General features: G+C 69.3%; 23 protein-coding genes. 15 read left to right on the top strand and 8 right to left on the bottom strand.

Features of this window, described 5'->3' with window-relative positions:
• Positions 1-98: 98 nt before the first annotated feature.
• The 4 genes from J7E96_RS32060 (at position 99) to J7E96_RS32045 (ending at position 3274) form a co-directional block, all read left to right on the top strand.
• The gene (locus tag J7E96_RS32060) at positions 99-1292 is read left to right on the top strand and encodes an RtcB family protein (protein ID WP_215136581.1); all 1194 of its coding nucleotides are present in this window, start codon (positions 99-101) and stop codon (positions 1290-1292) included.
• 252 nt (positions 1293-1544) lie between these two features.
• On the top strand, positions 1545-2192 hold the full coding sequence (locus J7E96_RS32055) for a hypothetical protein (protein ID WP_215136579.1): 648 nt from the start codon (positions 1545-1547) through the stop codon (positions 2190-2192).
• A gap of 9 nt (positions 2193-2201) precedes the next feature.
• Positions 2202-2618, top strand: a complete 417-nt coding sequence (locus J7E96_RS32050) for a phage holin family protein (RefSeq protein WP_251070744.1) — start codon at positions 2202-2204, stop codon at positions 2616-2618.
• Positions 2594-3274 (top strand): DUF3618 domain-containing protein, encoded by a 681-nt coding sequence (locus J7E96_RS32045; RefSeq protein WP_215136575.1) that lies wholly within the window; start codon positions 2594-2596, stop codon positions 3272-3274. The genes J7E96_RS32050 and J7E96_RS32045 overlap by 25 nt, the downstream gene beginning before the upstream one ends.
• A gap of 145 nt (positions 3275-3419) precedes the next feature.
• Here the strand turns inward: J7E96_RS32045 and J7E96_RS32040 are convergent, their stop codons facing one another.
• Positions 3420-4175, bottom strand: coding sequence for an SDR family NAD(P)-dependent oxidoreductase (locus J7E96_RS32040; RefSeq protein ID WP_215136573.1), 756 nt, complete (start codon positions 4173-4175; stop codon positions 3420-3422).
• A gap of 9 nt (positions 4176-4184) precedes the next feature.
• On the bottom strand, positions 4185-4535 hold the full coding sequence (locus J7E96_RS32035; protein WP_215136571.1) for a YnfA family protein: 351 nt from the start codon (positions 4533-4535) through the stop codon (positions 4185-4187).
• A gap of 61 nt (positions 4536-4596) precedes the next feature.
• On the opposite strand from J7E96_RS32035, the gene J7E96_RS32030 reads away from it, so the two are divergent.
• A complete protein-coding gene (locus J7E96_RS32030; RefSeq protein ID WP_251070743.1) occupies positions 4597-5085 on the top strand; it encodes a hypothetical protein in 489 nt (162 codons plus the stop codon).
• A 54-nt stretch (positions 5086-5139) separates the two neighbouring features.
• Positions 5140-5742, top strand: a complete 603-nt coding sequence (locus tag J7E96_RS32025) for a TetR/AcrR family transcriptional regulator (RefSeq protein WP_215136569.1) — start codon at positions 5140-5142, stop codon at positions 5740-5742.
• Positions 5743-5786: 44 nt separating this feature from the next.
• Here J7E96_RS32025 and J7E96_RS32020 read toward each other — a convergent pair whose 3' ends face one another.
• The 3 genes from J7E96_RS32020 to J7E96_RS32010 all read right to left on the bottom strand — a co-directional run bounded on the left by J7E96_RS32020 (position 5787) and on the right by J7E96_RS32010 (position 7554).
• Entirely contained in the window at positions 5787-6536 is a 750-nt protein-coding gene (locus tag J7E96_RS32020) for a Mut7-C ubiquitin/RNAse domain-containing protein (RefSeq protein WP_215136567.1), read from the bottom strand.
• Positions 6537-6604: 68 nt separating this feature from the next.
• Positions 6605-6844 (bottom strand): hypothetical protein, encoded by a 240-nt coding sequence (locus tag J7E96_RS32015; protein ID WP_215136647.1) that lies wholly within the window; start codon positions 6842-6844, stop codon positions 6605-6607.
• A gap of 128 nt (positions 6845-6972) precedes the next feature.
• Positions 6973-7554 (bottom strand): hypothetical protein, encoded by a 582-nt coding sequence (locus J7E96_RS32010; protein WP_214973260.1) that lies wholly within the window; start codon positions 7552-7554, stop codon positions 6973-6975.
• A gap of 130 nt (positions 7555-7684) precedes the next feature.
• Here J7E96_RS32010 and hemL point away from each other — a divergent pair, with 130 nt between their 5' ends.
• The 8 genes from hemL to J7E96_RS31970 all read left to right on the top strand — a co-directional run bounded on the left by hemL (position 7685) and on the right by J7E96_RS31970 (position 16005).
• The gene (gene hemL, locus J7E96_RS32005) at positions 7685-9001 is read left to right on the top strand and encodes a glutamate-1-semialdehyde 2,1-aminomutase (protein ID WP_215136565.1); all 1317 of its coding nucleotides are present in this window, start codon (positions 7685-7687) and stop codon (positions 8999-9001) included.
• The gene (locus J7E96_RS32000; protein WP_215136563.1) at positions 8998-9675 is read left to right on the top strand and encodes a histidine phosphatase family protein; all 678 of its coding nucleotides are present in this window, start codon (positions 8998-9000) and stop codon (positions 9673-9675) included. Before hemL ends, J7E96_RS32000 begins: the two co-directional genes overlap by 4 nt.
• 150 nt (positions 9676-9825) lie before the next feature.
• Positions 9826-11082: a hypothetical protein gene (locus tag J7E96_RS31995; protein ID WP_215136561.1), complete on the top strand. Its 1257-nt coding sequence runs from the start codon at positions 9826-9828 to the stop codon at positions 11080-11082.
• A gap of 67 nt (positions 11083-11149) precedes the next feature.
• Complete coding sequence (locus tag J7E96_RS31990) at positions 11150-11773, top strand: TlpA disulfide reductase family protein (RefSeq protein WP_215136559.1); 624 nt, start codon at positions 11150-11152, stop codon at positions 11771-11773.
• 4 nt (positions 11774-11777) lie between these two features.
• Positions 11778-12545 carry a cytochrome c biogenesis CcdA family protein gene (locus J7E96_RS31985; RefSeq protein ID WP_215136557.1) on the top strand — a complete coding sequence of 256 codons (768 nt, stop codon included), beginning with the start codon at positions 11778-11780 and terminating at the stop codon, positions 12543-12545.
• 5 nt (positions 12546-12550) lie between these two features.
• Entirely contained in the window at positions 12551-14299 is a 1749-nt protein-coding gene (locus tag J7E96_RS31980) for a cytochrome c biogenesis protein ResB (RefSeq protein WP_215136555.1), read from the top strand.
• Complete coding sequence (ccsB, locus tag J7E96_RS31975) at positions 14296-15375, top strand: c-type cytochrome biogenesis protein CcsB (RefSeq protein ID WP_215136553.1); 1080 nt, start codon at positions 14296-14298, stop codon at positions 15373-15375. The genes J7E96_RS31980 and ccsB overlap by 4 nt, the downstream gene beginning before the upstream one ends.
• A gap of 51 nt (positions 15376-15426) precedes the next feature.
• On the top strand, positions 15427-16005 hold the full coding sequence (locus J7E96_RS31970; RefSeq protein WP_215136551.1) for an SRPBCC domain-containing protein: 579 nt from the start codon (positions 15427-15429) through the stop codon (positions 16003-16005).
• On the opposite strand, the gene J7E96_RS31965 is transcribed toward J7E96_RS31970, so the two are convergent.
• The 3 genes from J7E96_RS31965 to J7E96_RS31955 form a co-directional block, all read right to left on the bottom strand.
• Positions 15975-17531, bottom strand: coding sequence for an ABC transporter substrate-binding protein (locus tag J7E96_RS31965; protein WP_215136549.1), 1557 nt, complete (start codon positions 17529-17531; stop codon positions 15975-15977). The two genes, J7E96_RS31970 and J7E96_RS31965, sit on opposite strands and share 31 nt — an antisense overlap.
• Entirely contained in the window at positions 17528-19573 is a 2046-nt protein-coding gene (locus tag J7E96_RS31960; RefSeq protein WP_215136547.1) for a hypothetical protein, read from the bottom strand. Before J7E96_RS31960 ends, J7E96_RS31965 begins: the two co-directional genes overlap by 4 nt.
• 238 nt (positions 19574-19811) lie before the next feature.
• A complete protein-coding gene (locus J7E96_RS31955; RefSeq protein WP_215136545.1) occupies positions 19812-20225 on the bottom strand; it encodes a PLD nuclease N-terminal domain-containing protein in 414 nt (137 codons plus the stop codon).
• Between the two features lie 90 nt (positions 20226-20315).
• On the opposite strand from J7E96_RS31955, the gene J7E96_RS31950 reads away from it, so the two are divergent.
• The gene (locus tag J7E96_RS31950; RefSeq protein WP_215136543.1) at positions 20316-21773 is read left to right on the top strand and encodes a menaquinone biosynthesis decarboxylase; all 1458 of its coding nucleotides are present in this window, start codon (positions 20316-20318) and stop codon (positions 21771-21773) included.
• Positions 21774-21816 lie beyond the last annotated feature (43 nt).

The following is a 21816-nucleotide window of genomic DNA, read 5'->3' as shown; positions in this document are numbered from 1 at the left end:
TGTATCGCACGCGCTGGCCACAACGCCGGTCCGCTGTCTCTTTCGCGGTACTTGGCGCCAGTTTTGCGTTATCTGCATTTCGGGGGAATAGAGGAGTTATGTCGTACGTAGAGGTACCGGGCGCGAAGGTTCCGATCCGGATGTGGGCCGATCCGGCAACGGTCGAGGGCGGCGCGATGCAGCAGCTCCAGAACGTCGCCACCTTGCCCTGGATCAAAGGCCTCGCCGTCATGCCGGACGTCCACTACGGCAAGGGCGCCACCGTCGGCTCGGTGATCGCGATGCACGGCGCGGTGTGCCCGGCGGCGGTCGGGGTCGACATCGGCTGCGGCATGTCGGCGGTAAAAACATCACTCACGGCGAACGACCTTCCGGGTGATCTTTCGCGCCTCCGGTCGAAGATCGAGCAGGTGATCCCGGTCGGCCGGGGGATGCACGACAGCCCGGTCGACCCGGGTCGGCTGCACGGGTTCCCGATGGCGGGGTGGGACGACTTCTGGGGGCGGTTCGAGGGGGTCGCCGATGCGGTCAAATTCCGTCAGGAGCGGGCCACGAAGCAGATGGGAACACTCGGAAGCGGCAACCACTTCGTCGAGTTTTGTATTGATTCGACCGATTCTGTTTGGTTGATGCTGCACTCCGGCTCGCGGAACATCGGCAAGGAGCTGGCCGAGTACCACATCGGGCAGGCGCAGAAGCTTCCCCACAACCAGGGTCTGATCGACCGTGACCTGGCGGTCTTCATCTCGGAGACCCCGCAGATGGCGGCGTACCGGAACGATCTCTTCTGGGCTCAGGAGTACGCGAAGTACAACCGCGCGATCATGATGGGGCTCTACCAGGACGTGGTCCGACGGGAGTTCAAGAAGGCCAAGGTGACCTTCGAGCCGGTCATTTCCTGTCACCACAATTACGTCAGCGAAGAGCGCTACGACGGCATGGACCTGCTGGTCACCCGCAAGGGCGCGATCCGGGCGGGCTCCGGCGACTTCGGGATCATCCCGGGATCGATGGGCACGGGCTCGTACATCGTGAAGGGGCTGGGGAACGAGAAGTCGTTCAACTCGGCCTCGCACGGCGCGGGCCGGCGGATGAGCCGCAATGCGGCGAAGCGGCGTTTTTCGGCTCGGGACCTGGAGGAGCAGACGCGGGGCGTGGAGTGCCGTAAGGACTCCGGTGTCGTGGATGAGATCCCGGCGGCGTACAAGCCGATCGAGCAGGTCATCGATCAGCAGCGGGACCTCGTGGAGGTCGTCGCGAAGCTGAAGCAGGTCATCTGCGTCAAGGGCTGAGGCGCCCTGAGCGCGGAGAGCGGAAGGCCCCGGTTGTGGTTGCCGGGGCCTTCGGCGCGTGCAGGCGTGGCCGGGAGGTCCCGCGTAGGCGCGGTGGATGTCGCGGTGGATTTTGAATGAGGATTTCCATCGTTTCGGGTGCTTGTGGGGGGTTACCCGGAAGGTGTCCCAGCCAGCACGAGAGACACGGGGTGTGCGTGAGGTCTCGGCGTAGTGGTCAGGGTTCGCGCGTCCCCGGAGAAGGTGGAATCCATGAGTGGTGTGTCCGCGAATGGCGGTGCCGGGCGTGTCCAGCAGGCCGGGCAGACAGCGAAAGAAGAGGCGTCGGTCACAGCCGGTCAGGCGAAGCAGGCTGCCGGTGAGGTTGCCGGCACGGTTGCGCAGCAGGCCAAGGCCGTCACCGGTGAGGCTCGGCAGCAGGCCGGTACGGCGGCGCGTGACCTGCGGGGACGCGTGAGCGATGAGGTGCAGGGCCAGGCCGAGCGCGCGGCGGGCACGCTGCGGAAGTGGGCGGACGACCTCGACGGGATGGCCCAGAACGCGTCCGGCGATTCCCCGGTGCGCAGCCTCGTGGCGCAGGCGGCCGACGGTGGTCACCGGGCGGCCGACTACCTGGACAGGAACGGTCTGGGTGGTGTGGTGGACGACGTGAAGGGGTTCGCGCGGCGGCGGCCCGGGGCGTTCCTGGGTGGCGCGGCGCTGGCCGGACTGGCCGTCGGCCGGATGGCCAAGGCCGGAAAGGCGCAGGCGGGCGCGGGTGGCGATGGAGGCCGCAGGGCCGACAGGGCTGCTCAGTTCCCGCAGGATCCGCCGGTGCAGGCTCCGCCGCCGCCCGAGACCGACAGCAGTGTGGCTCAGGCTCCCGGATGGGCGGGGCTGCCTGGTGCACCGGAGGTGTGAGTGATGGCGATGTCGACGCATACGCGGCAGGCCCCTTCCGGGCGGGCGCAGGACAGGCCGGTGGGTGAGCTGCTGTCGGAGGTCACTTCTGATGTGCAGCTGCTCTTCCGGCAGGAGATGGAGCTGGCCAAGCTCGAGATCCGGGAGGAGGCCACCAAGGCGGGCAAGGCCGCGGGGATGTTCGGTGGGGCGGGGTTCGCCGGGTACATGGTGGCGCTCTTCGCTTCGCTGGCGGCCGTGTTCGGGCTGGCGAACGTGATGGACGCCGGCTGGGCCGCGCTGATCGTCACGGGGGTGTGGGCGGTGGTGGGCGCCGTCCTGTTCGTGATGGGCCGTTCCCGGATGCGCAGTGTGTCGCCGAAGCCGGAACGTACCGTGCAGACACTTAAGGAGGACGCGCAATGGGCACGTCACCCGACCAAATAAGGGCTGACATCGAGACGACGCGGGAGAAGTTGTCCGGTGATGTGGAGCTGCTGGCCGATCGTACGAGTCCGCGCCGGATAGCCCGGCGCCGCAGCCGGCGTGTCCGGGGTGCGGTTTCCGGGGTGCGGCGGCGCGTCATGGGGACGGCTTCGCAGACCACGGGCCGGGCTCAGGACCGTACGCAGCAGGCTGCTCAGTCGGTGCAGGAAGGCGCCGGGCAGGCTGCCGAATCTGTACGTCAGACGGCTGGACAGGCGGGCGAGGCAGTGAAGAAGGCACCTGAAGAGGCTCTGCGGCAGACGGAGGGCAATCCGCTGGCGGCCGGTGTGATCGCCTTCGGGGCGGGGCTGCTGGTCGGCTCGATGCTGCCGCGTACGCAGGCCGAGGAGCAGGCGGCCGCGCAGTTGGCGGACCGGGCCGCTGGGGCGATCGAACCGGTCAAGCAGGCGGCGGCCGAGTCGGCGCAGCATCTGAAGGAGGATGCCACTCAGGCGGCGCAGCAGGCGGTTCAGGGGGTCAAGGAGACCGCCACCGAGGCTGCGCGTACTACGCAGGAGCAGGCGCGTGACCGGGCCGGTCAGGTGAGCGAGCAGGCACGTCAGTCGGGACAGACCGTGGCGGATGAGGCTCGTGATCAGGGCGGCCGCCAGCCGTAGTGGGCCCTAGCCAGCCGTAGTGGGTGGTGATTGGAGACGGCTTCGGCCGCGCAGGCGGCCCGCGTCGGGAGTTCGTTCCCCGGCGCGGGCCGTCGGTTGCGCCGAGGTGCTTGGCGGCGTAACCCTGGGTGTCTGCTGTCGTCCGTCACAGTTCGCGGTGGACCTTGGTGTTGGAGGCCTGGGCGCGCGGGCGGACCACCAGGAGGTCGATGTTGACGTGGCTGGGGCGGGTGACCGCCCAGGTGATGGTTTCGGCCACGTCGTCGGCGCTGAGGGGTTCGGCGACGCCTGTGTAGACCTTGGCGGCTTTTTCGGTGTCGCCGCGGAAGCGTGTGGTGGCGAATTCGTCGGTCTTGACCATGCCGGGGGCGATCTCGATGACGCGGACCGGGGTGCCGACGATCTCCAGGCGGAGGGTTTCGGCGAGGACGTGCGCGCCGTGCTTGGCGGCTACGTAGCCGCCGCCGTTCTCGTACGTGCCGTGGCCGGCGGTGGAGGAGACGACGACCACCGTTCCGTCGCCGCTGGCGGTGAGGGCGGGGAGCAGGGCCTGGGTGAGGTTGAGGGTGCCGATGACGTTGGTCTCGTACATCTGGCGCCAGTCGTCGGGGTCGCTGGTGGCGACGGGGTCGGCGCCGAGTGCGCCGCCGGCGTTGTTGACGAGGACGGCGAGGGTGCGGAAGGCGGTGGCGAACTCGTCGACGGCCTCGCGGTCGGTGACGTCCAGGGCGTACGCCGTCGCTTGGTGGCCGGCGGCGGTGAGCTCGGCTTCCAGTGCTTCGATGCGGTCCTTGCGGCGGGCGGTGAGGACGACGCGGTAGCCGGCGGCGGCCAGTTGGCGGGCGGTGGCGGCGCCGATTCCGCTGCTCGCTCCGGTGATGACGGCGATAGGCGTAGACATGGGGACAGGCTAGCGAGCCCGTGGTGCGTACATGATCAGGGCCATCCCGGCGAGGCAGACGAGAGCGCCGATGATGTCCCAGCGGTCGGGGCGGTAGCCGTCGGCGATCATGCCCCAGGCGATGGAGCCGGCGACGAAGACGCCGCCGTACGCGGCGAGGACGCGGCCGAATTCGCCGTGGGGCTGAAGTGTCGCCACGAAGCCGTACGCGCCGAGGGCGATGACGCCGGCGCCGGTCCAGAGCAGGCCGCGGCCCTGGTCGCGGGCTCCGCCGCGGACGCCCTGCCAGACGAGCCAGGCGCCGCCGATTTCGAGGAGGGCGGCGAGGAGGAAGAGGGCGGCGGAGCGGGCGACGGTCATGTGTTCAGCGTGTCATGGGGTGTGGGGCGGGCTGGGGGGTGGAAATCGGTATGTTCTGGGCATGGTTGCGATGTGGATGCCCATGCGGTTGCGGATGTGCAGGGTTGTGGTGGCGGGGGCCGCTGTGGCGGTGATGGCGGTGGGAGCGGGGGGTTTTCGGATCGCCCCTGAGGCGGATGTGGTGTATCGCGGGCACGCCACGCTGGACGGGGGGCGGCTCGGGGTCTGGCTGGAGACCGGGAACCAGGGGCCTTCGGGGGTGAGGGACGCGACTGTGCGGGTGCGTTTTTCGGTGCCGTTGGCGGGTGTGCGGGAGTTGCCGCCGCACTGTCTCTGGGGCGGGGAGCGTGAGGCGCTGTGCCGGACGGGTGTGTTGCGGGTGGGCGGGAGTGGCCGGGACTTCGCGTTCCATCTGCGGGCGTCCGGGGATCCGTCCGAAGTGGTGGTGCGGATCAGTACGGCGTGGAACGGCGGTGCGACGGACCGTAATCCTCGGAACAACGAGCACGAGGTGTTGGTGCCGGCGAGCGGCGACGGCTACTTCTTCTGAGTTCCTCCTTCCGGGCTATGGAATGTCAACGACTGTTGGCCTACAGTTGTTGACATGAGTGAAACGCCTGCTGCCGAAGCACCGCCGGTCCGCCGGTCCGACGCCACCAAGGCGGCGATCCTCGACGCCGCCCGTGAGCGTTTCGCGGCCGACGGGTACGAGCGCGCCACCATCCGCGCCATCGCGCGCGACGCCGGGATCGACCCGTCGATGGTGATGCGCTACTACGGCAACAAGGAGGGGCTGTTCGCCGCCGCGTCCGAATTCGACCTGCGCATGCCGGACGTGGGGCAGCTGACTGAGCTGGGCGCGCTGCCGGGCAGGCATGTGGGTGCCGTGCTCGTCGGCCATTTCCTCGACCGCTGGGAGGCGGACGAGGTGCTGACCGCGCTGCTGCGGGTCGGCGTCACCAACGCCGCCGGGGCGGAGCGTATACAGGCCATATTCCGGGAGCAGCTCGGACCGGTGGCCGCCGGCGTGTGCCCGGAGCCGCGGGAGGCGCCGATGCGGGCCGCGCTGGTCGCCTCCCAGATACTCGGCATGGCGGTGGCGCGGTACGTGCTGCGGCTGCCGCCCGCCGTGGAGATGACGCGGCAGGAAGTGATCGACTGGCTGGCGCCCACTGTGCAGCGGTATCTGACGGCGGAGCGGCCGTAGCGGTGGAGCGGTCTTTGCCTCGTACGGCCTCTTCAGCAAGGCGGTCAGGATGCCTGCCGCTGCGTCTGTACGTCGCCGTACGTACGCATGACGTCCTCGACGATCGTCTGCAGGCTTGAGTGATGTGCGCCGTTCCAGTACACGCGGGAACACGTGGTGCACTGGGCGAAGGCGTCGTACGAGCGCTCGGTGCCGCTTTCGAGAAGACCGCTGACGGACTCCTTGCTGGTGTGCTTCAGCTCGCCGTTGCAGGCGACGCAGCGCGTCCAGGGGTCGAGAGCGGGTGCGAACCGGCTCAGTACGTCGTCGAGCTGCTCCTTGGGGCGGTCGCTGTAGACGTACGCACCGGCCCAGAGCTCGCGGCGCCGCAGCAGCCCCCGGTCCCGCGAGAGCAGTACGCGCTGCTCGCGCGCGGAGTGCGTGGCGAGGGCCGGGTCGCCGATGTCCTCGCTGAAGTACGCCGCGTCGACGCCCAGCAGCCGCAGCCGCCGCGCCAGCGTGCCGAGGTGTACGTCGAGGAGGAAGCGAAGCGGCGCGCCCGGCACCTGCTGCGGCCGCTGCACCGCGCGCACCTCGACGCTTTCGCCCGCCGCCGGGATGTGCGAGACCGGGACCTCCCGGCCGTCGACGAGCAGGCGTCCCGCCTCGGTGAGCGGGATGCCCAGCGACTCGACGACATGGCCGAGCGTCGAGGCTCCGTCGGTGGTCAGAGCCGTACGCCCGCCCCGCCGCTCGGCCGCTACGAAGAGGTGCAGTTCGGGGGCGACGCTGAGGTGGATCTCCGGTCCGTTCACGCCGCCAGCATGCCATTGGGGCGTACGACGCATCCAGGGCTTTCCAGCCCGTGAAGGCCGCCGCGCGCTCAGGGTCTGGCCCCGGGGTCCGACACCGGGGCCCGGTAGAGATCGTCCAACTCCGCCCAGGATTCCCTGATGATGCGGTCGGTGACCGCCATCAGGTCGAGTTCCGCCAGCCGTGCGGCGCTCTGTGAGTACGGCGGCGGGGCCGGGTGCCTGCGCCGCCACCAGCAGGAACACGCGGCGTAGATGCCGCTGGCGCACAACAGGGCCGGTATGGCCAGGGCAGCCAGAACGTCGCCCACGGCGGGCCTCCTTCAGCGTCGATGCCCTTTGCATCGGCACGCCGAAGCGACTGCTGAAGATCATAATTCGGACATGACCGGGCCGCCCTTTGATCGAGAAGTCACACTCTCGGGTCGGGGGTGGTCGGTCAGGGCCAGACCAGGCAGTACGGCTGGTGGCCCGCCTCGTGCAGGCGGTGGCTGAAGTCCTGCCATTCGTGGAGCAATTGGTAGACGTTGAACGCGTCGCGCGGCCCGCCGCGGTCCGGGACCGTGGACCAGATGAAGGCGGCCGCGCCCACCGACTCCTCGCCGATGCCGCGCAGCGGGTCGACGACCGTCATGGGGAGTTTGACCACCGCGTAATCGGGGTGGAGTACGACCAGTTCGAGCGGCGGCACCTTGTGCAGGGGTATGCCCTCGATGCCGGTCAGGACCATCGCCGCCACCGTCTCCGGCTTGATCTTCGTGAACATGCCGCCCATGCCGAGCTCGTCGCCGCCCAGCTCCTCCGGGCGCATCGAAATGGGCACGCGGGCAGCAGTGGCTCCGTTCGGGGCGCCGAAGTACTTGTAGGTCACCCCCACCCGGCCACTCCTGTTTCCCGTGTCCGCGATCGCCTCGCGCTCCCGCTCCCGAGCCTGCTCGCGCTCACGCCGATGCCGGCCGCGCTGGGCCCGCTCGGGACCCAGGTCGTCGGTCCCCTCGCCCACTCCGCCACCGCGATGCATATCTCCACCCGACCACTCGCGGCCACGGCCGCGCAACCCGATCATCGTGTCAGTGACCTCCCCCACGACCGTGCGGTGAAACACGTGTGGTGAAACACCTGTCCGCAAGACCGTCGGAGCCTCTGACACCATGGCTTGTGTGAGCTTCCCCTATGACGCCCCAGTTTCGCAGACGCTTTTCGACCGCGCGTCCCTCGTGACGCCCGGCGGCGTGAACTCTCCGGTCCGCGCATTCCGCGCCGTGGGCGGTACGCCCCGCTTCATGGTGTCCGGTACCGGTCCGTACCTCACCGACGCCGACGGCCGCGAGTACGTCGACCTCGTGTGCTCGTGGGGGCCGATGATCCTCGGCCATTCCCACCCCGACGTCATCGCCGCCGTTCAGGAGGCCGTCGCCCGCGGCACCTCCTTCGGTACGCCCGGCGAGGGTGAGGTCGCGCTCGCCGAGGAAATCGTCGCCAGGATCGCGCCGGTCGAGCAGGTACGGCTCGTCTCCAGCGGCACCGAGGCGACGATGTCGGCCATCCGCCTCGCCCGCGGCTTCACCGGCCGGGCGAAGGTCGTGAAGTTCGCCGGCTGCTACCACGGGCATGTCGACGCCCTGCTCGCCGCCGCCGGGTCCGGCCTCGCGACCTTCGCGCTGCCCGACACGCCCGGCGTGACGGGCGCGCAGGCCGGCGACACGATCGTTCTGCCGTACAACGACCTCGACGCCGTACGGGCCGCCTTCGCCGCGCACCCCGGCGAGATCGCCTGCGTCATCACCGAGGCATCGCCCGGCAACATGGGCGTCGTCCCGCCGGGCGAGGGGTTCAACGCCGGGCTCAAGGCGCTGTGCCAGGCCGACGGTGCGCTCTACATCTCCGACGAGGTCATGACCGGTTTCCGTACGTCGAAGGCCGGCTGGTACGGCGTCGACGGCATCGCGCCCGACCTCATGACCTTCGGCAAGGTCATGGGCGGCGGCTTCCCGGCCGCGGCCTTCGGCGGCCGCAAGGACGTCATGGCGCACCTCGCGCCCGCCGGCCCCGTCTACCAGGCCGGCACCCTCTCCGGGAACCCCGTCGCGACCGCCGCCGGGCTCGCGCAGCTGCGGCTGCTCGACGACGCGGCGTACGCCATGCTCGACGCGGTGTCGAGGGAGATCCAGGAGCTCGTCACCCTGGCGCTCACCAAGGAAGGCGTCGCGCACCGGCTCCAGACGGCCAGCAACATGTTCTCGGTCTTCTTCACGGCCGACGAGGTGCGCGACTACGACGATGCGCGGAAGCAGGAAGCTTTCCGCTTCAACGCCTTCTTCCACTCGATGCTCGCGAACGGTGTCTACCTGCCGCCCTCCGCCTTCGAGTCCTGGTTCGTCTCCACCGCCCACGACGCACGGGCCGTCGAGCGCATCGCCGCCGCCCTGCCCGCCGCCGCCCGTGCCGCAGCGGAGGCGACGGCATGAGCGGCGAGACCACCGTCGTCCACGTGGTGCGCCACGGCGAAGTGCACAATCCGGACGGGGTGCTGTACGGGCGCCGGACCGGGTACCACCTCTCGGAGCTCGGGCGGCAGATGGCCGACCGGGTAGCCGAGCACCTCGCCGGGCGCGACATCGCGTACGTCGTCTCGTCGCCGCTGGAGCGCGCCCAGGAGACCGCGACGCCGATCGCCAAGTCGCACGGGCTCGATGTGGCCACCGATGAGCGGCTGATCGAGGCGGCCAACGTCTTCGAGGGCAAGACCTTCGGGGTCGGGGACGGCGCGCTGCGCAGGCCCTCGAACTGGAAGCACCTGACGAATCCGTTCCAGCCGTCGTGGGGCGAGCCGTACATCGAGCAGGTCGTACGGATGATGGGCGCCCTGCACGCGGCGCGCGACGCGGCGCGTGGGCAGGAGGCGGTCGCCGTAAGCCATCAGCTGCCGATCTGGACCCTGCGCAGCTTCGTCGAGCGGCGGCGGCTGTGGCACGACCCGCGGAAGCGGCAGTGCACGCTCGCCTCGCTCACGTCGTTCACGTTCGACGGCGACAAGATCGTGTCCGTGACGTACAGCGAGCCGGCCCGCGATCTTGTGCCGGCGCATCTGCTGGTCGGCGCCAAGCCCGTAAAGGGTAAAGCGAAGGCATTCGGCGCGTAATATCCCCCGCTTTCCGGCCACTCCTGGCAAAAATGTGCCGGTTCGCCGGAACCCGTTTCCGCACCACCGCCTCTTATCCGGTGTCCGTTTGTACGACTTGTACGACCGGCGGACGCCAACGGGGACGACAAGCGCGGATGGGGCGACGGTATGCGGGACATGAGTCGAAGGGGTCTGCTCGGACTGGGACTCGGAGCAGCGGCCGCGGTCGGCATAGCCGGCTGCGGCCCTTCCGGTTCGACGGAATCGGGTGCGGGCCGCACCGGCGGAGGCAAGGGCGGCGGCAGCGGCGGCGGCACCCCCTCGCCCACCGGGACCGGGGACGGCATACGGCTGATAGGTGACGGCTCGACGGCCGACACCGGCAAGCAGCCGAACCAGCCGGACAAGCCCGTCCCCCTCCAGCCCGGCGAGACCCCGCCCCAGTTCGTGATCTTCTCCTGGGACGGCGCGGGCGAGGTCGGCAGCGGCCTGTTCCCGCGCTTCCTCAAGCTCGCCAAGGACCACGACGCGGCGATGACCTTCTTCCTCTCCGGGCTCTATGTCCTGCCCGAATCGAAGAAGAGCCTCTACAAGCCGCCGAACAACCGCGTCGGCGCCTCGGACATCGGCTACCTCACCGACGAGCACATCAAGGACACGCTCAAGTACGTCCGCCAGGCCTGGCTCGAAGGCCACGAGATAGGCACCCACTTCAACGGCCACTTCTGCGCCGGATCCGGCTCGGTCGGCAACTGGACTCCCGCCCAGTGGGAGAACGAGACCGCCCAGGCCAAGTCATTCGTCACCGAGTGGAAGACCAACAGCGGCTGGACCGACCTCGACCCGCTGCCCTTCGACTACGAGAAGGAACTCGTCGGCGGCCGCACCCCCTGCCTCCTCGGCCAGGACAACCTGCTCCCGACCGCGAAGAAGCTCGGCTGGCGTTACGACGCGAGCTCGCCCGGCGGCCGCCAGATGTGGCCCGCCAAGCGCGAGGGCCTGTGGGACCTGCCGCTCCAGGCGATGCCGTTCCCGGGCCATTCCTTCGAGGTGCTCTCGATGGACTACAACATCCTCGCCAACCAGTCGAAGAATTCGACCCAGGGCATGCCGTCGCGCTACCCCGGCTGGAAGAAGCAGGCCACCGAGGCTTATCTCTCCGGTTTCCGGCGGGCGTACGAGAGCAATCGCGCGCCCTTCTGCATAGGCAACCACTTCGAGCAGTGGAACGGCGGAATCTACATGGACGCCGTCGAGGAGGCCCTCAAGGGCATGGCGGGCAAGAAGGACGTACGCCTGGTCTCCTTCCGGCAGTTCTGCGACTGGCTCGACGTACAGGACCCGAAGGTGCTCGCCAAGCTGCGATCCCTCGAGGTCGGACAGTCCCCGGCGGGTGGCTGGAAGTCTTTCCTTAAGGCGTCTTGACAAGGGGCTTTACGGGCACCATGGGGGGCGCGGAAGATCTCTGGAACGCTCATGCGAAACTTTTCACATGAGCCTCAGCCGCGCCCCCCGCCGCCGCTCGCACCGCACCCGCCGCGCCACGTCGGCGGGCGCCTTCGTGATCGCGGGCGCACTCGCGCTCTCCGCGTGCGGAGGCGACGGCAGTACGTCGTCGGGCTCGGGCGGCACGAACTTCGTGACCAGCAGCGCGGGCATCTCCACCGTCGCCAAGGGCGAGCGGCAGGACGCCCCCAAGCTCGACGGCAAGACCCTCCAGGGCGAAAAGCTCGACGTCGACGACTTCAAGGGCAAGGTCGTCGTCATGAACGTCTGGGGTTCGTGGTGCCCGCCCTGCCGGGCGGAGGCCCCGTATTTCGCGAAGGTCGCCAAGGAGACCAAGGACAAGGGCGTCGAGTTCGTCGGGATCAACACGCGTGACAACTCCACGCAGCCGGCGATCAAGTTCGAAGAGGATTACGGCGTCGCGTATCCCAGCTTCTATGACCCGATCGGCAAGCTGATTCTCCGCTTTCCCAAGGGAAGCCTGAATCCTCAGGGCGTTCCGTCAACGATCGTGATCGACCGCGAAGGGAAGATCGCGGCGCGCTCGCTCACCGCCCTCAGCGAGAAGAAACTGCGCCAGATGATCGACCCGCTGATCGCGGAGAAGTGACCAAGTGAGCTTTCTCGCCGCCGCGATCACCGACCCGAACCCGACCGTTCTGAGCGGTGCCCTGATACTCGCCCTGCCGATCGCCGTCGCCGCCGGACTCGTCTCGTTCTTCTCGCCGTGCGTGCTGCCGCTCGTACCCGGCTACCTGTCGTACGTCACGGGAATCAGCGGCACCGACCTGGCGGAGGCCAAGCGCGGCCGCATGGTCGTGGGCGCCTCGCTCTTCGTCCTCGGCTTCACCGCCGTCTTCGTCTCGACCGGGGCGCTCTTCGGTTACTTCGGCAACACGCTCCAGGAGTACCAGCAGACCCTCTCCAGGGTGCTCGGCGGCCTGATGATCCTCATGGGCGTGTTGTTCATGGGGCTGATGCCCTGGATCACCCAGCGTGAATTCCGCATCCACAAGCGGCCGGCCGCCGGTCTCGCGGGCGCGCCCGTCCTGGGTGCGCTCTTCGGCATCGGCTGGGCGCCGTGCACCGGCCCGACGCTCGGCGCCGTGCAGACCCTCGCGTTCAACGAGGCGAGCGCGGGGCGCGGGGCCATACTGACCGTCGCGTACTGCCTCGGCCTGGGTGTGCCCTTCGTGCTCGCCGCGATGGCTTTCCGGCGGGCGCTCGGTGCGTTCGCCTGGGTCAAGAAGCACTACGTCTGGGTGATGCGCATCGGCGGTCTGATGATGATCGTGACCGGCCTCCTGCTCGTGACAGGGATCTGGAACGGCATCATTCAGGACATGCAGGGCTGGACGAACAGCTTCACGGTGGGGATCTGAGTTCCATGAGCAAGACCGAGACGGACGAGGCGGCTGTGACCGCCGCCGAGGAGAGCGAGCTCGGCGAAGCCGGCGCCCAGCTCTCCACCGCCCCCCAGGAACGGTCGGTCCCCGGTTCCTTCGGCGGCGTGATGCAGCCCGGCGCGGCCGGCCGGATCGCCTGGGCCTGGCGCGAGACGACCGGCTGGGTGCGCTGGTTCTGGCGGCAGCTGACGTCGATGCGGGTCGCCCTGATCCTGCTCTTCCTGCTCTCGCTGGGCGCCATTCCCGGATCGCTCGTCCCGCAGACCGGCGTGGACGAGACGAAGGTCGAAGACTTCAGGGCGGCGCACGAGACGCTGGCCCCCATCTACGACGACCTTGGTCTCTTCGACGTCTACAGCTCGGTGTGGTTCTCCGCGATCTACATCCTGCTGTTCATCTCGCTCATCGGCTGCATCGTCCCCCGCACCTGGCAGTTCGTCGGCCAGCTCCGCAGCCGCCCGCCGGGCGCGCCCGGCCGTCTGACGCGACTTCCGGCGTACACGACCTGGCGTACGGAAACGGATCCCGAGCAGGTCCGCGCGGCCGCGCTGGCGATGCTGAAGCAGCGCCGCTTCCGCTCCCACGCCGTGGGGGACGCGGTCGCCGCCGAGAAGGGGTACCTCCGCGAGGCCGGGAACCTCATGTTCCACATCGCGCTCATCGTGATGCTCGTGTCCTTCGCCACCGGGCAGCTCTTCAAGTCCGAGGGCGGCAAGCTGGTCGTCGAGGGCGGCGGCTTCGCCAACACCCTCACGCAGTACGACGACTTCAAGTCCGGGTCGCTCTTCGACCGGGACCACGACCTGGCGCCGTTCAGCTTCAAGCTGGACAAGTTCATCGGGACGTACGAGCGCTCCGGTCCCCAGCGCGGCACACCCCGCACCTACGAGGCCCATGTGACGTACGCCAAGGGGGCGGACGGCGCCGAGAAGAAGGCCACGATCGAGGTGAACCGGCCGCTGGAGGTCGACGGCTCGAAGGTCTACCTCATCGGCCACGGGTACGCGCCGGTCGTCACCGTCAGGGACGGCAGGGGCAAGGAAGTCTTCAGGGACGCGGTGCCGCTGCTGCCCATGGACTCCAACGTCACCTCGTCCGGCGCGATCAAGGTGATGGACGGCTACCGCGACAAGGACGGCAAGAAGGACCAGCTGGGCTTCCAGGCGTTCTTCGTGCCGACGTTCGCGGGCGCGGGCAAGGGCACGATGCTCTCCCAGTACCCGGGTCTCGACTTCCCCGTCCTCGCGCTCAACGCGTACCACGGCAGCCTGGGTGTGAACGCGGGCCTGCCGCAGAACGTGTACCAGCTCGACAAGCGCAAGATGAAGGAATTCAAGGACGACAAGGGCGCTCTGCTCAAGCAGCGGCTGCTGCCCGGCGAGACGATGAAGCTGCCGGACGGCGCGGGCTCCATCACGTTCGAGAAGGACGTGAAGGAGTGGGCGACCTTCCAGATCTCGCAGCAGCCCGGCAACGTACCCGCGCTGGCCGGGGCCATCGCCGCGATCGCGGGGCTCGCTGGATCGCTGTTCATCCAGCGCCGCCGTGTGTGGGTCCGGGCGGTACGGGGTGCGGACGGCGTCACCGTCGTCGAGATGGCCGGACTCGGCCGCAGCGAGTCCTCGAAGCTCCCCGAGGAACTGGCCGACCTGGCCGCAACGCTCAATTCACAGGCGCCGACGGCACCTGATCCCGCTGAACCTGCACCTGTCGAAGGAGTCCGCGCGTGAATCTCGCGGCCGCAACCAACGAGAACCTCGCCAACATCAGCAATGTGCTGATCTATTCGTCGATGGCCGTCTACACCCTGGCCTTCCTCGCGTACATCGCCGAGTGGGTCTTCGGCAGCCGCAGCAAGGTCGGCCGTACGGCCGCCGCGCTGACTGGTGACGCCGCGGCGGCCCATGCACCGTCGGTGACGGTGCGGTCCGGCGGCTCCACCGCCGTCCTCGACAAGCCCAAGATCATCACCCGGTCGGCGGCGGGCACCCGCGACGTTCCGGACGGTCCCGGTGCGGCGGGCGGCACGGAGAAGGGCGACCTCTACGGACGCGTCGCCATCTCCCTCACCACCCTCGCCTTCCTCGTCGAAGCGGGCGGCGTGGTGGCCCGCGCCCTGTCGGTGCAGCGCGCGCCGTGGGGCAACATGTACGAGTTCTCGATCACCTTCTCCACGGTGGTCGTCGGCGTGTATCTCGCGATCCTGGCCGCCAAGAAGAACGTGCGGTGGGCCGGTCTGCCGCTGGTCACGACGGTGCTGCTGGACCTCGGTATCGCCACGAAGTGGCTCTACACCGACAGCGACCAGCTCGTGCCCGCGCTGGACTCGTACTGGCTGTGGATCCACGTCTCCACCGCGATCTTCTGCGGTGCGGTGTTCTACCTCGGCGCGGTCGGCACGCTGCTCTACCTCTTCCGCGACGCGTACGAGGAGAAGCTCGCGGGCGGCGGCACGCCGGGCGTCTTCGCGACCTCCGTCATGGAGCGCCTGCCGTCGGCGGCCTCGCTCGACAAGTTCGCGTACCGCGTGAACGCCGCCGTCTTCCCGCTGTGGACGTTCACGATCATCGCGGGCGCGATCTGGGCGGGCGACGCGTGGGGCCGTTACTGGGGCTGGGACCCCAAGGAGGTCTGGTCCTTCATCACCTGGGTCGTGTACGCCTGCTACCTGCACGCACGCGCGACGGCGGGCTGGAAGGGCCGCAAGGCCGCCTACCTGGCGCTCTTCGCGTTCGGCTGCTGGCTGTGGAACTACTACGGCGTGAACATCTTCCTGAGCGGCAAGCACTCGTACGCGGGCGTCTGAGACCCCCGAGCAGGAGGTGCGAAAGCCCCGTCGCAGGGTGAGGCTGGAGCCATGGCGGATGTGATCGGTCCGGGCACCTGCGAGCACCGCGAACACACGGACGTGCTGCGGTTCACGCTGAACCTGGCGTACCCCGTGCACCAGGTCTGGCCGGCCGTCGCCACCCCCGTCGGCCTGCGCGGATGGCTCGCGGTCACCGACCCGCTGGAGCCGCGCCTGGGCGGCGCGGTCACCCTGCGGTGGCAGCTGGGTCTCCCCGGGGGGCACGCCCACGCCCTGGACCTCCGGCCGGACACGCGGGCAGGGCCCGGCGCCGGCGCGGTCTCCGAGGGCACCGTCACCGCCTGGGACCTGGAGCACGTCGCGGAGTACACCGTCGGCGCGCAGGGGCGGATCCGCTTCCACCTGGCGCCCGCCGGAACGACGAACGGCACGGTGCTGCGCTTCACCAACGAGGTCGCCACGCTCGGTGAGGCCGAGCGGCTGAGCCGCCTGGCGGGCTGGCACGAGCACCTGGAGTACCTCGTCGATTTCCTCGACGGCCGCCGGCCGGACTGGTCGGCGCGGACCCTGGAGCGCTACCGCGAGCTGTACGCCGCCTACGAGGCGCCCGGCGGCAGGCAGTCCTGAGCCGGCGGCCTTCCCTCGGGCCAGGCGATCTCCACGAACCGCTGGGTGCCGTCCGGGGCGAGCTCCACGATCGGCACCGCCTTGTTGTACGGGTTGCCGTGGTTGTCCAGGCAGATCCAGCCGCTCGCGCCGTCCACCTTCAGCGGCCCGTTCATCTGCCGCCACTGCGTGACGACATCGCGGATCTCCGGCAGCTTCTCGCCCCCTCCGGCCGCCTCCCGGATGCCCTGTACGGCCGTCGCCATGGCGTCGTACGCGATGATCGCCTGGCCGTCGGTGAGGGACGTCTTGCCGATGGGGCCGATCTCGGGGTCCGCCGCCGCCTTCGCGAGCCGGTCCGTGAAGGTCGTGAACGCCGCCGGGGTCCCGCCCGTCTTCGGAGTGCCGCGCTGCCCCTCCTTCCAGGCGTCGGGGTGGGCCAGCGCGGCGTACCGGACGCTGACGCCGGCGAGCGCCTCCTTTTCGGGGCCGTTGTCGCCGCTGAGGTAGGAGCCCTCGTCACCGGTCAGCACGGTGAACTTCCGGTTGTCGCAGCCGCGCCGGCCCAGCGCGTTCACGAACTGCCGCAGCTGGGTGTGACGGCCGGCGAAGAACACCGTGTCCACGCGGTTGCTGCTGCAGAGCAGCAGCGTGATCTGCCGGAAGGTGTTCGCGGTGGGGCCCTCCTCGGTGGCATCCGGCGGGGAGGTGAACAAGTGTGCCTGGTACGGAGCGTTGGGGAGCAGCGCGGTGAAGGCATCCTTGAGGGTGGCCGTGTAGTGGTCGCCGGGACGCGTGTCCCGTACCAGCACCGCCCTTTTCGCTTCGACCTTGCCGAACTCGGCGATGGCGCGGGCCTCGTCGCGGTTGGTCGGCGAGACGCGGGCGAGACCGGGGTACGGGTCGGCGTCGGGGCCGTCGCCGGGGCCGTTGGCTATGTCGTCGGCGGTGATGGTCGTCCCGATCACCGGGATGCCCGCGCGGGTCAGCTCCTTCACGGCGGCCTTGGTCTCGGCGCTGCTGGTGGCTACGCCGGAGACCGCCCGCAGGTGGTCGGGGCCGTCCGTCATGGCTTTGAGGCGGTCCACCGTCGTACGCCAGTGGGCGTTGCCCTTGCCCGTGTTGGCCAGTACGAGCCGGATCTTCGGCCTCATCCCGTTGGAATCGTGGTTGGCCGCGTACTGCTGGAGGAACGCGCCCTGCAGCTCGTGGAGGACCTTGGTGCGCATGCCGCTGTCCGTGGAGGTGAGCGGCAGCATCACGGCCACGGTCGCGTACTCACCGGGCTTCAGCTTTTCGTTCTCGCGGGCGATGGCTTTCGCCACGTCGTTCAGTTTCGGTACTTCGAAGGCGTAGCCGTCTCCGGAGACGCCCACGCACTCCGCACCTTCCTCGGGGCGGGCCACGCCCTCGGCGCAGGAGAGGTCGGGGTTGACCAGGTGATAGCCGCCGTAGGACAGGGCCGCCGTTGTCGCGAGGGCGAGGAGCACCGTGAGGCCCTTGCGCAGCGGTGTGAACCAGAAGACTCTGCGGAACCAGTCCGTCATTCCCCGCCCCCGGTTGTCTGTGTGCTGGTTGTTTGTGTACCGGCCGGCAGACGCCACTCGCGTACGGCCTGCGGCCAGGAGCGGGACGCTTGCCAGAGGACTTCGTTGCCCGAACTGTGCAGCTCCGAGAGCAGGCCCAGTTCGTACCCCATCTTTTCGGTCACCTCGTCGTCCGGGAGCGCCAGCGGGTCGGTCAGCTGCCACACCGCGAACAGCAGGCGGCGTATGCGCAGATGGAGTACGGCGTCCGCACCGGGCGGCGGCGTCGGCGCCGGTGCGTCGGTGCGGCCGAGCGCCACGGGGCGGCGTACGTCCGGGGCGTCGAAATGGGGCGCCGATGCGATGAAGCGGAGCTCGTCGAGCCAGACGCGGGCGTCGGCACGGGGGAAGGTCTCGCGGAGGTACGTGACGGCGCCTTCTGTTGCTCCGAGGGCCAGTTCGTGGTGGAGGCGGTGCGGTGGGTGGTTGGTGCCGTAGTGGTCGCGGAGGGTCTGGTGGACCGCTCTCCAGCGGGTGGAGTCGCGGTCGCCGTGTCGCAGGCGGTGCAGCAGCAGCGTGCGCAGCAGGGGGTCGCCCACGAAGTGGCCCGGGGCCGACGGCCAGTGCTCGTCCGCGAGCAGGGTCCGAACGTCGCGTACGGCGGCCAGTCCGGTACGCCCCTCCTCGCCCGGCAGCCGCGACGCGGCCAGTGCCTCCGCCGACGGCACGTCGTGCGCGGGGGCGAGCACGGTGAGCCAGTCGAGGCGGGACGCGGGCACCAGCCGCGCGAGCAGCTCGGCGGCCACTTCCTGGCCCTCGCTGTCCTCGCGGAGGGTGACGGGCGCGGCCAGCAGCGAGGCGGGGGTGAACCGCTCCGGGTGCTCGTCCTGGCCGGCGGCCTGTGCGAGCAGATCCACTGCCAGGGGGCGGCCGCCCGTGAGGCGGTGGACCGCGCGTGCCAATTGCGGCTGGGTCAGCTGGCGGGGGTCCCTGCGGTCGAAGATCTGCCGGACGTGCTCGGGGTCGAGCGGGGTGAGCTCGACCGCTGTCGCGCCCGATGCGATTTCGCGTCCTCGCCGCCAGCCGAGCTCGTGCCGGACCTCCGGCAGGGTCCGGCGTACGGAGTGACGCAGCGCGGGGTGGTCGTGCCCGCGCAGGGCCGCGATCAGCACCACGTGGTCGCGCCTGCCGTCGGCGCGGTCGCGGAGTACGGGCTCTACGAGGTGGCGGCCGAGGGGTGCTTGGGCGTTGTCGAGGAGTACTACCGGTCGGCCTACTCGGCGTAACCGGCCCATCCCCTGGTAGGCGGCGTCCAGGTCGGCCCGGAGCGCGCCGACGAGGTGGCGCTCGGCGCGTACGCGGTGCTCGCTGCCGCGGCGGAAGTGCAGGGCGAGGAGGGTCAGGCCGCGCTTGGCCTTGCCGCCGGCGCCCGGGTAGGTGCCGTACCAGTCGGCGGAGGTGCGCTGGCCCCGGTTGAACAGGTCGTCCAGGAGGGACTCGACCGTCGTTTCCACGACGATGTCCAGGCCCGGGCCGACGCCGGAAGCCATCGCGGCGAACTTTGCCACGACTTTGGTCAGCCAGGTGCGGGTCTGGTTGCGCCAGCGGGAGCCGGGCTCTACGAGGAGGCCGAGGCGCAGGCCCTCGGCGAGGATGTTCTCGTCGTCGTGCGGGCGCCAGCCGAGGCTGGCGACGGCGAGCAGGCCGGCGGCTAGGCGGGGGAACTCCACGGCGCCGGCGCCGTGCACGGGGGGCGCCAGCTGCTCGCCGAGTTCGGCGAGGGCCTCGGTGACGGGCGACCAGGAGAGGGAGTGGGCAGTCCGCTCGGTGAACTCGGCGCGCTCGCAGTCGATGAGGGCGATGGGGGTGCGCCGGCGGTAGGCGGTGTGCAGTCGTTTCAGTACGGCGGTCTTGCCCATGCCGCGGCCGCCTGTGAGGACTACGGCGGGGAGGTCGTCGCGGTGCTCGAAGGGGACCTTCTGGAAACCGCGGGGCGGCAGACCTATGAGCCGTGGCGCAAGACCGTCGAGGAGCGCCTCGCGGCCGAACAGCTCTCTGTCCACAGCACCTCCGCGGGTCCCATGTGTCGCTACGTCAACTCCAGCTTACGCACCGTAAGTTGACACGTGCACGGGTTTTCGAATCCGGGGTCGGTGATTTCCGGGGCTCCGGGGTCGGTGCCGCGCCGCGGCGTCTCCTCGGTCGTCGAACGTTCGGGCACCGCGTTGTATTCGTTCGCGGTGGTTGCGTTCAACGCCCTGCGGGGAGCGCCCCGACACGTCCCCTCCTGGCACCGTGGTGTCAGGACTTCGGCGGCGTCGGGTCATCGGGGCCGCCGTCCTCGCGCTGCTTGAGTTCCTCTTCCCGGCGACGCAGGTCCGCTTCCCAGTCCTTCATCATCGACTCGTCCTTGGCGGTCTCGTCCTTCAGGGACTTCAGGAAGTCGGGGTTGTCGTCGGGGGCGACCCACTCCTGCTTGTGGCGTCGGTGCCATTCGGAGGGTGTGCTGTCGGAGGCGCCTCGGGCTCCCTTGCGGACCTTGCCGACGGCCAGCCACGCGATGGGGCCGATCAGGACCTCGCCGAAGAGCAGCACGATGATCACCCACACCACCTTGGGGAGGTGGCGGACCTCTTCCTCGGGGGTGTTCAGGCAGTCGATGAAGGCATAGATCCACAGCGCAAGAAGGATGAGGAACGGCAGATACCTGAGCATGAGAAGCAAGCCCCCAGAACGCGGACCGCGGGGCGCCGTAGACGGCCCCGGTGACGGGCCAAGCGTAGTGCGTACCGGATACTGGACCGCATGGCTTACGACGATCTTCGCTCCCTGCTCCGGGCGCTGGAGCGCGAGGGCGACCTCAAGCGCATCAAGGCCGAAGTCGATCCGTACCTGGAGGTCGGGGAGATCGTCGACCGGGTGAACAAGGCGGGTGGCCCGGCGCTTCTCTTCGAGAACGTCAAGGGCTCGTCGATGCCCCTGGCGATGAACGTCTTCGGGACGGACCGCCGGCTGTTGAAGGCTCTGGGGCTGAAGTCTTACGACGACATCCGGGACAAGATCGGCGGGCTGCTGAAGCCCGAGCTTCCGCATGGGTTTGTGGGGGTACGGGAGGCTTTCGGCAAGCTCGGGTCGATGGCGCACGTGCCGCCGAAGAAGGTCAAGTCCGAGGCGGCGCCGGTGCACGAGGTCGTGCTCACGGGTGACGACGTGGATCTGGACCGGCTGCCTGCCTTGTTCACGTGGCCGGAGGACGGCGGGTCTTTCTTCAACCTGGGGCTTACGCATACCAAGGATCCGGAGTCGGGGATCAGGAACCTGGGGCTGTACCGGCTTCAGCGGCATGACAAGCGCACGATCGGTATGCACTGGCAGATCCACAAGGACAGCCGGAATCACTACCAGGTGGCGGCCCGGCGGGGGGAGAGGCTGCCGGTTGCCATCGCCTTCGGTGCGCCGCCGGCCGTGACGTACGCGTCTACCGCTCCGCTGCCGGGTGACATCGACGAGTACCTCTTCGCGGGCTTCGTGTCGGGCAAGCGCATCGAGATGGTCGACTGCAAGACGGTCCCGCTCCAGGTCCCGGCGCAGGCCGAGGTCGTACTGGAGGGGTGGCTGGAGCCCGGGAAGATGCTGCCCGAGGGGCCCTTTGGGGACCACACCGGGTTCTATACGCCGCAGGAGGACTTCCCGGCGCTGACGATCGACACGATCACCATGCGGCGGCGTCCGCTGTTGCAGTCCATTGTGGTGGGGCGGCCGCCTACTGAGGACGGGCCGCTGGGGCGGGCCACGGAGAGCTTCTTCCTGCCGCTGCTGAAGATCATCGTTCCGGACATCGTGGACTACCACCTGCCGGAGGCGGGCGGTTTCCACAACTGCGTCATCGTGGCGATCGACAAGAAGTACCCGAAGCACGCGCAGAAGGTCATGCACGCCATCTGGGGCGCGCACATGCTTTCGCTGGAGAAGCTGATCATCGTGGTCGACAAGGACTGCGATGTGCACGACTACCACGAGGTGGCGTGGCGGGCGCTGGGGAACGTGGACTACTCGCGTGACCTCACTGTCGTCGAGGGGCCCGTGGATCATCTGGATCACGCGTCGTACCAGCAGTTCTGGGGCGGCAAGGCGGGGATCGACGCCACCAAGAAGCTGCCCGAGGAGGGCTACACCCGGGACGGCGGCTGGCCGAACATGGTCGAGTCCGACCCGAGTACGGCCGAACGGGTGACAAAGCGCTGGAAGGAGTACGGGCTGTGAGGGACTCGGCGAACATGGGCCGCGGCAGTGCGGAGGCCGGGTT

Source organism: Streptomyces sp. ISL-96, from assembly GCF_018614035.1.
Taxonomy (GTDB): Bacteria; Actinomycetota; Actinomycetes; order Streptomycetales; family Streptomycetaceae; genus Streptomyces.
Note: the sequence above shows the minus strand (reverse complement) of the source record. Positions and strands in the feature narration are given on the sequence as shown.